Origin of the sequence: Faecalibacterium sp. AM43-5AT (assembly GCF_003603345.1) — a bacterium.
In the GTDB taxonomy this organism is placed as follows: Bacteria; Bacillota; Clostridia; order Oscillospirales; family Ruminococcaceae; genus Faecalibacterium; species Faecalibacterium taiwanense.
Genome location: NZ_QVGZ01000001.1, coordinates 616,296 through 631,869, shown reverse-complemented (window position 1 = coordinate 631,869; position 15,574 = coordinate 616,296). Strand labels below are relative to the sequence as shown.

General features: G+C 59.5%; 11 protein-coding genes. 10 read left to right on the top strand and 1 reads right to left on the bottom strand.

Annotation, left to right across the window (positions count from 1 at the left end):
- The first annotated feature begins 110 nt into the window (after positions 1–110).
- Both trkA and DW937_RS03325 read left to right on the top strand, forming a co-directional pair.
- Positions 111–1,481, top strand: coding sequence for a Trk system potassium transporter TrkA (gene trkA / locus DW937_RS03330; RefSeq protein WP_118527995.1), 1,371 nt, complete (start codon positions 111–113; stop codon positions 1,479–1,481).
- A 12-nt stretch (positions 1,482–1,493) separates the two neighbouring features.
- Positions 1,494–2,933: a TrkH family potassium uptake protein gene (locus tag DW937_RS03325; RefSeq protein ID WP_120120116.1), complete on the top strand. Its 1,440-nt coding sequence runs from the start codon at positions 1,494–1,496 to the stop codon at positions 2,931–2,933.
- Between the two features lie 149 nt (positions 2,934–3,082).
- On the opposite strand, the gene DW937_RS03320 is transcribed toward DW937_RS03325, so the two are convergent.
- A complete protein-coding gene (locus tag DW937_RS03320; RefSeq protein ID WP_120120115.1) occupies positions 3,083–4,621 on the bottom strand; it encodes a YifB family Mg chelatase-like AAA ATPase in 1,539 nt (512 codons plus the stop codon).
- A gap of 160 nt (positions 4,622–4,781) precedes the next feature.
- On the opposite strand from DW937_RS03320, the gene DW937_RS03315 reads away from it, so the two are divergent.
- From DW937_RS03315 to recJ, 8 genes are all read left to right on the top strand, one after another.
- Entirely contained in the window at positions 4,782–5,138 is a 357-nt protein-coding gene (locus tag DW937_RS03315) for a hypothetical protein (RefSeq protein ID WP_180806617.1), read from the top strand.
- A gap of 121 nt (positions 5,139–5,259) precedes the next feature.
- The gene (locus tag DW937_RS03310) at positions 5,260–6,942 is read left to right on the top strand and encodes a phospho-sugar mutase (protein WP_120120114.1); all 1,683 of its coding nucleotides are present in this window, start codon (positions 5,260–5,262) and stop codon (positions 6,940–6,942) included.
- 136 nt (positions 6,943–7,078) lie between these two features.
- Positions 7,079–8,245, top strand: a complete 1,167-nt coding sequence (gene ispF, locus DW937_RS03305; protein WP_120120191.1) for a 2-C-methyl-D-erythritol 2,4-cyclodiphosphate synthase — start codon at positions 7,079–7,081, stop codon at positions 8,243–8,245.
- A gap of 16 nt (positions 8,246–8,261) precedes the next feature.
- The gene (gene cdaA / locus DW937_RS03300) at positions 8,262–9,161 is read left to right on the top strand and encodes a diadenylate cyclase CdaA (RefSeq protein WP_005940107.1); all 900 of its coding nucleotides are present in this window, start codon (positions 8,262–8,264) and stop codon (positions 9,159–9,161) included.
- A complete protein-coding gene (locus tag DW937_RS03295) occupies positions 9,158–10,462 on the top strand; it encodes a CdaR family protein (protein ID WP_120120113.1) in 1,305 nt (434 codons plus the stop codon). The genes cdaA and DW937_RS03295 overlap by 4 nt, the downstream gene beginning before the upstream one ends.
- A 23-nt stretch (positions 10,463–10,485) precedes the next feature.
- Positions 10,486–12,081: an FAD-dependent oxidoreductase gene (locus DW937_RS03290; RefSeq protein ID WP_120120112.1), complete on the top strand. Its 1,596-nt coding sequence runs from the start codon at positions 10,486–10,488 to the stop codon at positions 12,079–12,081.
- A 10-nt stretch (positions 12,082–12,091) separates the two neighbouring features.
- Positions 12,092–13,444, top strand: coding sequence for a 5-bromo-4-chloroindolyl phosphate hydrolysis family protein (locus DW937_RS03285; protein WP_243111411.1), 1,353 nt, complete (start codon positions 12,092–12,094; stop codon positions 13,442–13,444).
- A complete protein-coding gene (gene recJ / locus DW937_RS03280) occupies positions 13,441–15,573 on the top strand; it encodes a single-stranded-DNA-specific exonuclease RecJ (RefSeq protein ID WP_120120110.1) in 2,133 nt (710 codons plus the stop codon). Before DW937_RS03285 ends, recJ begins: the two co-directional genes overlap by 4 nt.
- Position 15,574: the final 1 nt, after the last annotated feature.

Here is a 15,574-nt window from a genome sequence, read left to right as displayed (position 1 = left end):
TTCTTGTTGCATAACGTGGAAAACAGTGGAACTTTGGCAGGAGATATGGTATACTATGATGGATTTGTGCTGTCCCGGCAGAAGGGACGCGGAAAGAGAAAGGACTTGTTATGAAGATCATTCTGGTGGGCGGCGGCAAGGTTGGTACTGCGCTGGCGCGGCAGCTCAGTGAGGAAGACCATAATGTGACCATTGTGGATACCAACAAAGCGCGTGTGGAGCACCTGACTGAAAGCTACGATGTGCTGGGCATCGTGGGCAACGGTTCCTCGATCACCACGCTGGCAGAGGCCGGCATTGAAGACGCGGATGTGTTCATTGCCGTGACCGGTTCGGATGAGCTGAACCTTCTGTGCTGCATGTTTGCCAAAAAGGCGGGCCACTGCCATGCAATTGCCCGTGTGCGCAACCCGTCCTACAGTCATGAGCTGGACTTTATCAAAAAGCAGATCGGCATTTCGGCCATCATCAATCCGGAAATGGCTGCAGCAAAGGAGATCTCCCATCTGCTGCGCTTCCCGGGTGCAAGCAAGATCGACACCTTTGCAGATGGCCGTGTGCGGCTGATCAAGTTTGCACTCACTGCAGAGCAGGGGCTGGATGGCGTGGCCATCCGCGAGATTCCCACCCGTCTGAAGAGCGACATTCTGGTGTGTGCAGTGGAGCGCAGTGGCGGCGTGATCATCCCGAACGGCAACTTTGTACTGCAGAACGGCGATCAGGTCACCTTCCTTGCAACACAGGAAAAGGCCCACGAGTTCTTCCAGCGCATCCACCTGCCGGTACGCCCGGTGCGCAATGCCTTCATCGTGGGCGGCGGTGCCATCGCCTTCTATCTGAGCCAGGAGCTGCTGGAAAACCACGTGCGTGTGCGCATCGTGGAGCGCGACCCTGCCCGCTGCATGGAGCTGGCCGAGCAGCTGCCCGGCGCACAGATCCTGAACGAGGACGGTTCCAACCGCGAATTCCTGCTCTCGGAGGGCATGGAGTCCACCGAGGCTTTTGTGGCCCTGACCAACATCGACGAAGAAAACGTGCTGCTGACCCTGTTTGCCAAAAAGCACTCCAACGGCAAGCTGGTCACCAAAGTCAACCGTCTGGAATTTGATGATATTCTGGCCGGTCTGGATCTGGGCAGCGTGGTCTACCCCAAGTACATGACCTGCGATTACATCGTGCAGTATGTGCGTGCACTGCAGAACGAAGCGGGCAGCAACATCAAGACGCTGTACCGCATTCTGGACGACCGCGTGGAAGCGCTGGAATTTACCGTCCACGAGGAAAGCGCTGCCACCGGTGTCCCCCTGAGCCAGCTGCACCTGAAAAAGAATCTGCTGCTGTGCTGCATCACCCGCGGCCATCAGATCTTGATCCCGCGCGGCGGCGACCAGATCCAGGTGGGCGACAACGTGATCGTGGTCACGCTGGAGCATGGTCTGCATGACCTGCGCGATATTCTGGACAAGGGCGCAGAGGGTTGACGGAGGCAGACTATGAATTATGCGATTGTTTTCCGTCTGCTGGGCTATGTCATGCTGATCGAGGGTGCACTGCTGCTGCTGCCCGCAGCGGCCAGCTGGATCTACGGCGAATGGTTCGTGCTGGGCGTGTTTCTGATCACGGCGGCAGTCAGCGCCGCCATCGGCTACGCCCTACGCGGCATCAAGCCTAAAAGCAAGATGTTCTATATGCGGGAGGGCTTTGCTGCTACCTCGCTGAGCTGGATCGTCATTTCCATCGTGGGCGCCGTTCCGTTTGTGGTGACGGGCTGCATCCCGAACCCGGTGGATGCCCTGTTTGAGACGGTGTCCGGCTTTACCACCACCGGTGCCAGCATCCTGCCCGGGGTAGAGGATCTGCCCAAGGGCATCCTGTTCTGGCGCAGCTTCACCCACTGGATCGGCGGCATGGGCGTTCTGGTGTTCCTGCTCTCGCTGCTGCCCCTGACTGGTGGCTCCCACGTCAACCTGATGAAGGCAGAAAGCCCCGGTCCGCAGGTGGATAAGCTGGTGCCCAAGGTGCAGTCTACCGCAAAGATCCTGTACGGCATCTACTTTGCACTCACCGTGCTGGAGCTGGTATTCCTGATGCTGGGCGGCATGCCGCTGTTTGAGTCCATGCTCACGGCCTTCGGCACGGCGGGCACCGGCGGCTTCGGCTTCAAGAACGACAGCTTTACCAGCTTTTCTCCCTACATCCAGTGGGTCGTGACCATCTTCATGATCCTGTTCGGCGTCAACTTCAATGCCTACTTCCTGCTGCTGCTGCGCAAATTCAACCGCGCCATCAGCGAGGAAGTGCGCGGCTACTTCGCCATTATTCTGGTGGCAATTGGCATTATCACGGCCAATATCTACAGCCTTTATAACAGCTTTGGCGAAGCGCTGCGTCAGGCAGCCTTTCAGGTGGGCTCCATCATTACGACCACTGGCTTTTCCAGCTGCGATTTTGACTTGTGGCCCACCCTCTCCAAAGAAATTCTGGTGGTTCTCATGTTCATTGGTGCCTGCGCAGGCAGCACCGGCGGCGGCATCAAGGTGAGCCGCTTGCTCATTCTGGGCAAGACCCTTGGCAAGGAGCTCAAGCAGGCGCTGCACCCACAGGTGGTGGCCCCCGTCCGCATGGACGGCAAGCTGCTCAACCACGAGACCATCCGCACCACCAATGTGTTTATGGGCGCATATTTCTTCATCTTCGTGGTCTCCTTCCTGCTCATCAGTCTGGATGGCTTTGATATGGTGACGAACTTCACAGCCATTGCAGCTACTTTGAACAACATCGGCCCGGGCCTTGCGCAGGTAGGCCCCATGATGAACTTTGGCAGCTTTACGAACCCCGCAAAGCTGGTGATGATCTTTGATATGCTGGCCGGCCGTCTGGAGATCTTCCCGATGCTGGTGCTGTTCCTGCCGGATACATGGCGCAGATTCTAAAAAGCAATTATAAAAAGCCATCTGTGATCTCCTGCTCGTATTGAGCATTTGGAAAGATACAGATGGCTTTTTTTGCGCGTAACGGTAAACCACACAAGACCTTCCCTTTTCGGGGAAGGCAGAGCTGCGAAGCAAAGACGGAAAGGCTTTTATACTTCCACTTTTTCCTGTGCCCGGTACTGCAAGGCTTCCAGCACACAGTCCTCGTCCAGCAGCTGTTTGCCTGCCAGATCGGCCACCGTGCGGGCCACCCGCAGGATACGGTCATGGGCGCGGGCGGAAAGGCCCAAAGCGTCGTAGGAGGCGCGCAGCAGCCGCTCGGCGGCAGGGGTCATGCGGCAGACGCGCCGCACCTGCCCGGCGGTGAGCTGGGCGTTGCAGAGCACACCCTCAAAACCCGGGGCGGCATAGCGCTTTGCCTGAATGGCCCGGGCGGTAAGCACCTGTTTGCGCAGATCGGCGCTGCTCTCGGAAGGGGCGACGGCGTGCAGCTCGTCAAAGGCGATGGGGTCCATCTCCACGCACAGGTCGATGCGGTCCAGCAGCGGGCCGGACACACGGCTGCGGTACTGCCGTACAGCACTGGGCGAACAGGTGCACTGCCGGGTGGGATGACCGTAGTAGCCGCACTTACAGGGGTTCATGGCGGCTACCAGCTGGAAGCGGCTGGGATAGGTGGCACTGCCTGCCGCTCGGCTCACGGTGATCTGGCCGTCCTCCAGCGGCTGGCGCAGCACTTCCAGACTCTCGCGGGAGAACTCCGGCAATTCGTCTAAAAACAGCACACCGCAGTTGGCAAGGCTGCACTCGCCGGGCCGGAACTGTGCGCCGCCGCCAGCCAGAGCTGCGGCACTGGCCGAGTGGTGCGGGCTGCGGAAAGGCCGTGCAGAGATCAGGCCCCGGCCCTGCGGCAGCTGCCCTGCAATGGAATAAATTTTAGTGGTCTCCACGGCTTCCTCACGGGTGAGCGGCGGCAGGATGCCGGGCAGACGCTTTGCCAGCATGGATTTGCCGGTGCCGGGTGCGCCAATGAGCAAAACATTGTGTCCGCCTGCGGCAGCAATGACCATAGCCCGCCGCGCCAGCGACTGGCCCATCACGTCCGCAAAATCCGGCACCTGTGCCCATGCGTCTGCAGGGTCAAAGGGAACAACAGCCGCCGGGGCAAGCGGGGAGATGCCGCGCAGGGCATCTACAACTTCGCGTGCCGTGTGGGCGGGGTAGACGGCCATGCTGTCGGCACAGGCCTCGGCTGCTTCGGCGGCATTCTCGGCAGGTACATACAGGGCGTGGATGCCATTTTCTGCTGCAGCCAGCGCCATGGGCAGCACGCCGGAAACCGGCCGCAGGGTGCCGTCCAGTGCCAGTTCGCCCAGAAATGCCGCGTCGGCAGGCACATCCTCCAGCTGGCCGCTGGCAGTGAGCACTGCCAGCAGAAGCGGCAGGTCGTACACCGGGCCGGTCTTGCGCACATCCGCCGGGGCAAGATTGATGGTAATGCGCCGGTCTGGGAACTTGAAGCCCAGATTTTTGATGGCGGCGCGCACACGGTCGGCGCTTTCACGCACAGCGGAATCCGGCAGGCCCACGATGGAAAAGGCGGGCAGACCGCCGGAAATGTCGGCCTCCACTGCCACGGCAAAGCCGCTCAGGCCGTTCAGACCAAAGCTTCTGGTAACAGAATACATGTTGTTCTCCCTTATCCCAGCGGATGATATGACGGAAAAGAATTGGCAAAAGTGGAAAATAATGGATGATTATGCCATACTTCGACACAAAAATACTTCTAAATTTATTATAGTAAAGGGCAGGAAAGATGTCAATGCGATAGAGAGGAGAGAGTTTTCCATGATGAGCAAAGAATACTGCCGCTATATCCGTACATATTCAGAACTGGAAGGACTGCAGCATGCCCACACCCTTGTATATTGCGGCGCCGCCGCTGCGCAGGGCGTTGTAATGGAGCTGCGGCAGGAGCAGGATGGACGGGTGCGCCGCAGCGCGGTGCTGCTGCAGGACAGTTTTGCCCGGGCAATGCAGCTGCTGCGCTACCTGTGTGAAAACAGCGTCGGTTTGGAGCAGTGGCTGGACGTTCTGGACGATGCAGGCCAGAGTTATGAACTGCTGGAAAATGCAGGCGAGGCCGGGACAGTTCCCGACTTTACCGGGAAAAACTTGGAATTTTGTGCCATATGCCGGTTTTGAATTGCAAATCTTGTTGCAGATTACGCAATTGACACATGGACGCGGAGAGTTTATATTATAAGTAGGTTTAACCAAACCTGTTCTTTTTGCGGAAAAATTTACAAAAGGTAAGGTGTGCAAGATGTATTTGGATGAATATAAGCGCTGGATGGCTGCAGAGCTGGAAGACGCTGATCTGAAGCCGGAGCTGGCCAAGATCGAGGGAAATGATGACGAGATCAAGGACCGCTTTGCTGTGGCTTTGAAGTTTGGCACCGCTGGTCTGCGCGGCGTTCTGGGCGCTGGCACCAACCGTATGAATATCTATGTTGTGCGTCAGGCCACGCAGGGTCTGGCAAACTGGGTCAAGACTCAGGGCGGCAGCCAGACTGTGGCTATCAGCTACGACAGCCGCCTGAAGAGCGATATCTTTGCCAAGACCGCCGCAGGCGTACTGGCGGCAAACGGTATCAAGGTGCGCATTTACGATGCTCTGATGCCTGTGCCTGCACTGAGCTTTGCTACCCGTTACTACCAGTGCAATGCTGGTATCATGGTCACGGCTTCTCACAACCCGGCCAAGTACAACGGCTACAAGGCTTACGGCCCGGATGGCTGCCAGATGACCGATGATGCTGCTGCCATCGTGTACGATGAGATCCAGAAGACGGATGTGCTGACCGGTGCAAAGTACATCTCTTTTGCCGAGGGCGTGGAGCAGGGCCTGATCCGCTTTGTGGGCGACGACTGCAAGAAGGCACTGTATGATGCCATCGAGGCCCGTCAGGTGCGCCCGGGCCTGTGCAGGACTGCCGGCCTGAAGCTGGTGTACAGCCCGCTGAATGGTTCCGGTCTGGTGCCTGTCACTCATGTGCTGAACGATATGGGCATCACCGATATCACCATCGTGCCCGAGCAGGAGTACCCCAACGGCTACTTTACCACCTGCTCCTACCCGAACCCCGAAATTTTCGAGGCTCTGAAGCTGGGTCTGGAGCTGGCAACCAAGACTGGTGCCGACCTGATGCTGGCCACCGACCCCGATGCCGACCGCGTGGGCATTGCCATGAAGTGCCCGGATGGCAGCTATGAGCTGGTATCCGGCAACGAGATGGGCGCTCTACTGCTGGATTACATCTGCGCAGGCCGCATCGAGAAGGGCACCATGCCCAAAAACCCGGTGGCCGTCAAGTCCATCGTATCCACTCCTCTGGCCGATGCCATTGCCGCACACTACGGCGTGGAAATGCGCAGCGTGCTGACCGGCTTCAAGTGGATCGGCGACCAGATCGCAAATCTGGAAGCTGCCGGTGAGGTGGACCGCTTCATCTTTGGCTTCGAGGAGAGCTACGGCTATCTGGCCGGCCCCTATGTACGCGATAAGGATGCCGTCATCGGTTCCATGCTGATTTGCGAAATGGCCGCTTACTACCGCAGCATCGGTTCCTCCATCAAGCAGCGTCTGGAAGAGATCTATAAACAGTATGGCCGCTACCTGAACAAGGTGGACAGCTTCGAGTTCCCCGGCCTGACCGGCATGGAGAAGATGGCTTCCATCATGCAGAAGCTGCGTGATGACCCGCCCGCCGAGCTGGCTGGCCACAAGGTGGTCAAGGTGACCGACTACAAGAAGCCCGAGGAGACCGGCCTGCCCGCTGCAAACGTGCTGATCTACACACTGGAAAACGGCGCTACCGTTGTGGTGCGTCCCTCCGGCACGGAGCCGAAGATCAAGACCTACTTCACCACTCTGGGCAAGGATCTGGCTGAAGCACAGGCACAGAAGGATGCTCTGGCTGCTGCCATTGAGCCGATCCTGAAGTAAACTCCATCAAGAACAAGTTTGTGCCCCTCTGCTGTGTGCAGAGGGGCATTTTTGCTGTAGAATATTGGTTGCAGTTTGGGAAGTTATACGCTATAATAAAATATGGCTTACTATAGGAATTGGGCAGGTGAAGAAATTGGAAAAGAGAGTATCCGCAGTGCTGGTGGCGGCGGGGTCTTCCACACGCATAGGCTTTGACAAGCTCAGCTTTGATCTGGGCGGCGAGACCGTGCTGCACCGCAGCATCCGCGCGTTTGAACAGGACCCGCTTGTCACGGAGATCGTGCTGGTGGCCGGTAAGAACCGCGCCTTTGTGGAGCAGCAGGCAGCAGACTGCACAAAGCCTGTGCAGATCGTAACGGGCGGCACCACCCGCGCCGAGAGCGCAAAAAACGGCGTGCTGGCGGCAGCAGGGGAGCTTGTGGCAGTGCACGACGCGGCAAGACCCTTCGTCAGTCAGGCCGTCATCACAGCAGCGCTGGAAGCAGCGGCCAGGTGCGGCGCAGCTGCACCTGCCGTACCGGTAAAGGATACCATCAAGGCTGCAGCGCGCGGCAACGGAAAGACCGTGCCGGATGCCTGCCTTGTGTACACAACGCCCGACCGCAGCACCCTGTATGCGGTGCAGACCCCTCAGTGCTTTGACCGCGCAGAGTACCTTGCTGCGCTGGAAGAGCTGGATGCCGAAAAAGCCCGCCTTGTCACCGACGACTGCAGCCTGTTCGAGCTGACCGGCCGCGCCGTGCAGCTGACGCAGGGCGATTACGCCAATTATAAGATCACGACCCGCGAGGACTTGCCCCGCCCGGATCAGAAAGAGGAACACAAAATGCGCATTGGACATGGTTATGACGTGCACCGTCTGGTGGAAGGCCGCAAGCTGATCCTGGGCGGCGTGGAAGTGCCTTTTGAAAAAGGCCTGCTGGGCCACTCGGATGCAGATGTGCTGGCCCATGCGGTGATGGATGCTGTGCTGGGTGCCGCTGCGCTGGGGGATATCGGCCAGCATTTCCCGGACAATGACCCGGCTTACTCCGGTGCCGACAGCCTGAAGCTGGCCCGCCGTGTGGCCGAAATTTTAAAGGAGCACGGCTTCCGCATTGAAAATATCGACGCGACGCTGTTGTGTCAGCGGCCCAAGCTTGCGCCGTACATTCCGGCCATGCGCCAGAATCTGGCCGATGCCTTCGGCCTGCCGGTGGATGCCGTGAGTGTAAAGGCCACCACCGAGGAACATCTGGGCTTTACCGGTGAGGGGCTGGGCATTGCCGCCCACGCTGTTGCCCTGATCGAAACACTGTAAACGGGAGCGTGTACCAATGACTCTGAACGCGATCATTGCAAATTTCCAGACCTTCAAACTGGTCGATTTGCTGGATATCATCATCATTTCCTTCCTGATTTACCAGCTGCTGGGCATTGTCAACCGCACCCGCGCCGGCCAGCTGTTCAAGGGTGCGCTGCTGGTGATGGCCGTCTATCTGGTGGCAGAAACGCTGAACATGCGTACCGTCACATGGCTGCTGAACTCACTGCTGCAGGTGGGCCTGCTGACGCTGGTGGTGCTGTTCCAGCCGGAGATCCGCCGTGCGCTGGAGCGCATGGGCCAGACCGACCAGTGGGCCGCCAAGCTGTTCAATGTCAAAGGCCGCTACAACGATCCCAGCCTGAAGGGTGCATGGCGCAGCGCCATCATTGCCATCTGCGATGCGGCAGAGCGCTTTTCTGAGACTAAGACCGGTGCACTGATCGTGCTGGAACGCCATACGAACCTTTCGGAGATCGTGCGCACCGGCACGCCGGTGAACAGTGCGGTCAATCTGGAAGTGCTGGGCACCATTTTCTACGAGGGCACGCCCCTGCACGATGGTGCTGCCATCATTGAGAATGGCCGCATCAAAGCCGCGGGCTGTGTGCTGCCGCTTTCCAACAATCTGGATCTTGGCAAGGATATGGGCACCCGTCACCGCGCCTGCCTTGGCATTGCCGAAAATTCCGATGCAATTGCCATCGTGGTCAGCGAGGAGACCGGCATCATCTCCATGGCAAAGAACGGCGTGCTGATCCGCCATTTTGACCGCCAGACCCTGTATACCCGTCTGGTGGATGAGATGATCCCTAAGGAGACCACTACCGAAAAGACGACGGTCAGCGGCTGGCGCGGTCAGCTGGACCGTCTGTGGAAATGGGTCAGCCAGAAGGAGGACGATGCGCAATGAACAACGAACCCAACAAGAAAAATGGCGCAAAGCCTGCGGTCGCCCATAAGAAAAACATTCTGGACGACCGCCGCATCCGGCTGGCACTTTCGGTGCTGGGTGCCATCGTTGCATGGATGGTGGTCACCATCATCGTGCAGCCTGGCACCAGCAACACCATCTACAATGTGCCGGTGGATTATACCTACGATTCTGCTGCTTACACCTCCAGGGGCCTGAGCATCGTCAGCGCACAGGACAAGACCGTGAACCTGAAGATCTCCGGCGACGGCTACACCATCGGCGGGCTGACGGCTTCCGACTTTGTGGTCTACCCGGATTTTTCCAGCGTACGCGACAGCGGCGAAAAGACCCTGCGCCTGCTGGTACGCGGTGCCAACGGCCTGCTGAACGGTGTGACCGTGACCATGGAAGGCAATGACAACACGGTGGATGTGGTGTTTGACGTGGTGGAGGAAAAGACCCTGCCCGTTACCATTACCACCAACTACCTGACCATCGCGGACGGCTATATCCTCTATAGTACGGATGTTTCCAAGGAGAATATCACTCTTTCCGGCCCCAGCAGTGAGCTGGATAAAGTTGCTACCTGCACAGCAGAGGTGACCTACAGCGGCGAACTGACCGAGTCCATCACGCTGAACACGCCGCTGCGCTTCTATACCTCCGGCGGCAAGGAAGTCAAGTTTGAGTACACGGAGCTGGAAGAGAACAGCGTGGATGTGACCTTGCAGGTGTACAAGATGGCAACGCTGCCGGTGGACGTGAATTTCATCAATGCACCGCGTGATTTTGATGATTCGGTGCTGGTATATGCACTCAGCCGCAAGCAGCTCAAGGTGGCAGGTCCGGCAGCCAAGATCGATATGCTGTCCACGCTGCCCATCGGCAATATCGACCTTTCCACCTTTACACTGAACAAGAGCTATGAGCTGCCCATCGACCTGCCCGCAGACATCTATCTGCTGGATAACATTTCCACCATAACGGTCAGCTTTGACTGCTCCAATCTGGGAACCAAGACCATGAACCTGCCCAATACCTGCGTGCAGGTGGTCAATCTGCCCTCTACCTACCAGCTGACGGTGCAGACAGAACGCCTGATGAATGTAACGCTCTGCGGCCCAAAGGGCGCGATCGAAACGCTGACCCCGGAGCAGGTGGTCATTGAGATCGATGCCGAGGATTTCTCGGTGGCGACCGGCGAGCAGAACATCGCCTGCCGCCTGTATGTGCCCTCCAACGGCAAGATCTTTGCACTGGGCAGCTATGTGCTGCAGTGCCGCATCGAAAGCAACTGAAACAAAAAGGAACACACAATAACATGATTCTGGTTCGCAACATCCGTCTGCCGCTCTCTGCCGGAGAGCCGCAGGCATTTGAAAAAGCCCTGCACGCTGCCCGCATCCCGCGCGGAAAGGTGCAGCATCTGGGCGTGGCAAAGCTCTCGGTGGATGCCCGCCACGGCCAGCCCAAGCTGGTGTATACCGTGGCTGTCACCCTGAAAGAACCTGCCGAGGAAGCGGCTTTTGCAGCCCGCTGTGGTGATGCTTCTCTGCAGCAGAAGGTGGATTTTTCGGTGCAGAATGGCATCCAGCCACTGGCACATCGGCCTGTGGTGTGCGGCCTTGGCCCGGCGGGCCTGTTTGCAGCGCTGCTGCTGGCCCGGCAGGGCTATCAGCCCATTGTGCTGGAGCGCGGCCCGGCGCTGGACGAGCGCGTAAAGGCAGTGGAACATTTTTCTGCTACCGGCGAACTGGATGTGAATGCGAACATTCAATTTGGCGAGGGCGGTGCCGGTACTTTCTCGGACGGCAAGCTGACCACCCGCATCGGCGATGAGCTGTGCGGTTTTGTCACCGAGGTGTTCCTGCAGCACGGTGCGCCGGAGGAGATCGCCTGGAAGCAGAAGCCCCATGTGGGCACCGACCTGCTGCGCGGTGTGATCACCTCTATCCGCAAGGAGATCGAAGCTCTGGGCGGTGAGGTGCATTTCAACACGGCCCTGACCGGCTTTGAACAGAAAAATGGTCGTCTCACCGGCATTTTTACCACAAATGGTACCTTTGCCTGCGAAGCTTTGGTGTTCGCGGTGGGCCACTCGGCCCGCGATACCTTCGGGATGCTGATGGACGGCGGCCTGCAGCTGGAATGCAAGCCGTTCAGCGTGGGCTTCCGCGCCGAGCATCTGCAGAGTGAGATCGAAAAGAGCTTATATCACGAGGCTGCCGGGCATCCGGCTCTGCCGCGGGGCGAGTATCAGCTCTCCCAGCATGTGGGGGAGCGGTGCGTTTACACCTTCTGCATGTGCCCCGGCGGGCAGGTGGTGGCATCGGCCAGCGAGGAAGGCCGTGTAGTGACCAACGGCATGAGCTTCCACGCCCGTAATGGCAAAAATGCCAACGCGGCCGTGGTGGTGAGCGTGGGCGGCAAGGACTTTGCAGACGATCCGCGCCGGGCGATCGCGTTCCAGCGGGAGCTGGAAGCCAGAGCCTACGCCGCTGGGCGCAGTGCAGGGGAGTATGCCGCTCCGGCAGAGAACATCCAGAGCTTTCTGGAAGGGCGCGGCCAGCTGAACATTGGACGCGTGCAGCCTACCTATGACCGCGGCGTTGCTGCGGCAGACCTCGGCGCACTGCTGCCGCAGGAGCTGGCCGAAACACTGCGGGCGGGCCTGCGCGCCTACGAGCGCAAAATTGCGGGTTATACCGCGCCGGAAGCGATCCTTACGGGTCTTGAGACCCGCACCAGCAGCCCGGTGCGGCTGAAGCGGGAAGAAAATTTTGAATGCACCCAGCTGGCAGGTCTGTATCCCTGCGGCGAGGGTGCCGGATATGCGGGCGGCATCATGAGCGCCGCCGTGGATGGCCTGCGGGTGGCCCGCGCCATCATCAGCCGGTATGCACCGGCAGAAGGGTGAGAAGAATTCGATGAACGATCGTGAAAACGATACAATGAGGGAAAATGAGGGCCGCCAGGTGCAGCAGGAGCTGGAAGACCAGCTGCGCGCCTTTGGCGATACCGTGTCGGATGCCTTTGCCCATGGCTTTGAGGGCAAAGGGGAGGACATTGGCGACCGCGCCTATGGTGTGGGCCGTGCGGCGGTGAATGCTGCAAACTTTGGCCTTGGCGAAGCGGCAAAGGCGTTCCGCAGAAGCCGGGATGAATACTACCGCAGCCGCCAGAATGCGCAGAATACGAAAAAACAGGGCTTGAATGAGGACGATATCAACGCGCAGGCCGCAGGTGTTTCCGGCTGGTTCCGGCAGATGTTCGGCAAGGCAGAGACGACCCCGGCAGACGAGATCCGCGCCAGTGCCAAAAAGCGCTACAGCGCAGGCTGCGCATTGCTGGCAGTTGGCATCACGTTTACGGTGATCTTTGGCATCACGGCGGTTTCCTGTCTGGGTGCGGCGGGCCTGTTTACGCCCAATGCGGCGGTTCTGCAGGCTCTTCTGCAGGACAGCTTTATGGCTGAAAATGCTGCAGCCATGGGCAGCTTTGCGCTGGGGGCGGTGCGGATCACCGGCTGGTGCTTTGCGGCTGTCACCGCCGTGTTCGTGTGGATGATCACCGCCGGTGCGTCCCGCCTGAAGGCCAGCAAGACGCTGCTCCGTCTGGCCGAGGCAGCAGAAGGCTTTGACTGCAAAAAGGGCCTGCCGCTGGAAGCCGTGGACGAGAAAAAGGCCCGTGCCCTCAAGTGGGTGCGCAGATTCATCCGCAATGGCTGGCTGAGTGCATGGGTGGACGAAAAAGCGGAAAAGCTTTACCTGACTGCTGAGGATTACCGTGCCGCGCAGGAAGCTGCCGCAGCCCCCAAGACACCGCCGCGGCCGGAACCCGCGGCAGAAAAAACGGACGATGTTCCGCTCAATCTGGAAACGGCGCGCCGCTTTTCCGCCGTGCTGCAGCAGGAAAAACAGCTGATGCAGGATGCGCAGGGCCGCGAAGAGCTGGACCATATGCAGACCACCGCCACTGCCATCTGTGACTGGCTGGAAGCACACCCGGAAAGCCTGCCCAAGGCCCGCCGCTTTGCGGAATACTATATCCCCACCACCCTCAAGCTGCTGCACACCTACAACGATGTGCAGGGCCAGCAGGGTGAAAACGCCGAGACCATCCGCCGCGATATCGCGGGCATCCTTCACACGCTGAATCAGGCCTACGACACCCTGTATGATACGCTGCTCTCGGATGTAGCGATGGATGTCTCTTCTGAGATCGCCGCCCTGCAGGGAATGCTGGCCAACGACGGCCTGACGGGAGGAAATTTTGAATGACCTACCGTGCATGGAATCTGAAGCCGCTGGACCGTGCCGCGCTGCGGGAGCTGACGCAGGCGATTGCGGAGCAGGCCACCGAAGAACTGGAATATAACGCACAGAACGACGAGCCGTGGAGCGAGCAAAAATATGCGGCCGCCCTTGCCGCCCAGCAGAAGGAAAATGCCCTGTTGGCGGGCGTGCTGACGGCCCGCGGCATTACCGACCCTACCGAAGCACTGACCCTGCTTGCCGGTGAGGAAGAATTGAGCGACCCTTCGCTGCTCACCGATATGGACAAGGCCTGCGAGCGCATCTGGCGGGCCATTGACGAGGACGAGACCATTGTGGTGTTCGGCGATTATGACGTGGACGGCGTGACGGCCACGGCCCTGCTGTACCAGCATCTCAAGGGCATGGGGGCTACCGTAAAATGTATGCTGCCCAGCCGCGAGGGCGACGGCTACGGCCTTTCGCGCAATGCCATCCGTTCCATCCACGATAAGGGCTGCAAGCTGATCGTGACGGTGGATAACGGCATTTCTGCTGTGGAAGAAGCTGATTATGCCGCTGAACTGGGCATTGACCTGATCATTACCGACCATCATCTGCCGCCGGAAACTCTGCCCAAGGCCATTGCCGTGGTAGACCCCCGTCGTGAGGACGACACCAGTCCCTTCAAGGGCCTGTGCGGTGCGGGCGTGGCGTTCAAGCTGTGTGCCGCACTGGACGGCTGCCCGCCGGAAGAAATGCTGGACTACTGCGGCGACCTTGCCGCTGTGGGTACTGTGGCGGACGTGATGCCGCTTACCGGCGAAAACCGCACCCTTGTCAAGGCGGGCCTGCGCCAGCTGCAGAACACGGACCGTCCGGGTCTGGAAGCGTTGCTGGAAGAGGTGGGCCTTGCGGGCAAACCGGTCACCGCAGAAAATGTCAGCTACGCCATTGCGCCCCGCATCAATGCGGCTGGCCGCATGGACAACGCTGTTACGGCTTTGCAGCTGGTGATGTGTGAGGACCCGGACCGCGCCGCAGAGCTGGCCCATAAACTGAACGAGATCAATACAAAGCGTCAGGAGACAGAGCTGCAGATCTTCAAGGCCGCGCAGGAACTGCTGGAACAGGAACCGGAGCGGCTGGAAGACCGCGTGATGATGCTGTGGGGCCGCGATTGGCACCCCGGTGTCATTGGCATCGTGGCATCCCGGCTGGTGGAACGCACCGGCCGGCCTGTGATCGTGGTGACGATCGACGAGCACGGCGAATGCAAGGGCAGCGGACGCAGCGTGCAGGGCTTCAATTTGCATGCCTGCATTGGTGCCTGCGCAGATCTGCTCATCCGCTACGGCGGCCATGCCATGGCTGCGGGCCTTTCGGTGCGGGAAGAAAATCTGCCCGCTCTGCGCCGCCGCCTGAACGACTGGGCAGCACAGGAATGCCCGGTGCTGCATACCACCCCGCTGGAGTGCGACCTGCCCATCCATCTGGACCGTGTGACCGTGGAAAGTGTGCAGAAGCTCGACCAGCTGGCTCCCTATGGGGCCGAGAACCCGACCCCGGTGTTCCTTTTGCAGAACGCCGTGCTGGATGGGGTATACCCGGTATCGGAGGGCAGGCACAGCCGCCTGCGCCTGCGGCAGGGCAATGCCAGCGTGTATGCCGTGTGGTTCGGCATGCCGCCGGAACAGCTGCCCTATGCCATGGGCGATGTGGTGGATGCTGCGCTGAACCTTTCGGTCTACGATTCGCCCCGGGGCGCACAGCTTTCGGGCCGCATTCTGGACCTGCACCCGGCAGGGCTGGGCACAAAGCTTGCGGAGCAGGCTGCTTTTGTGGCGGCGCTGCGCCGCGGCACACCCCTGACCGAGGAACAGAAAAAGCTTATTACGCCTGAGCGCAGTGATATCGTCACAGTGTACCGTGAGCTGCAGGCGCGCCGCTGGCACGCAGAAGATCTGCAGCCGCTGTGCGCAAAACTGGGCGAGGAAAATACAGGCAAAACGCTGGTGGCGGTCACGGCTCTGGAACAGGTGGGACTGATCGCCACGGTGGAAAAGGGCGGAGCAAAGTATCTGGATCTTGTGCCTGCACAGGGCAAAAAGAACCTTGCCGATGCCCCGGTCCTGAAATGTTTGGAGGGAATGTAAA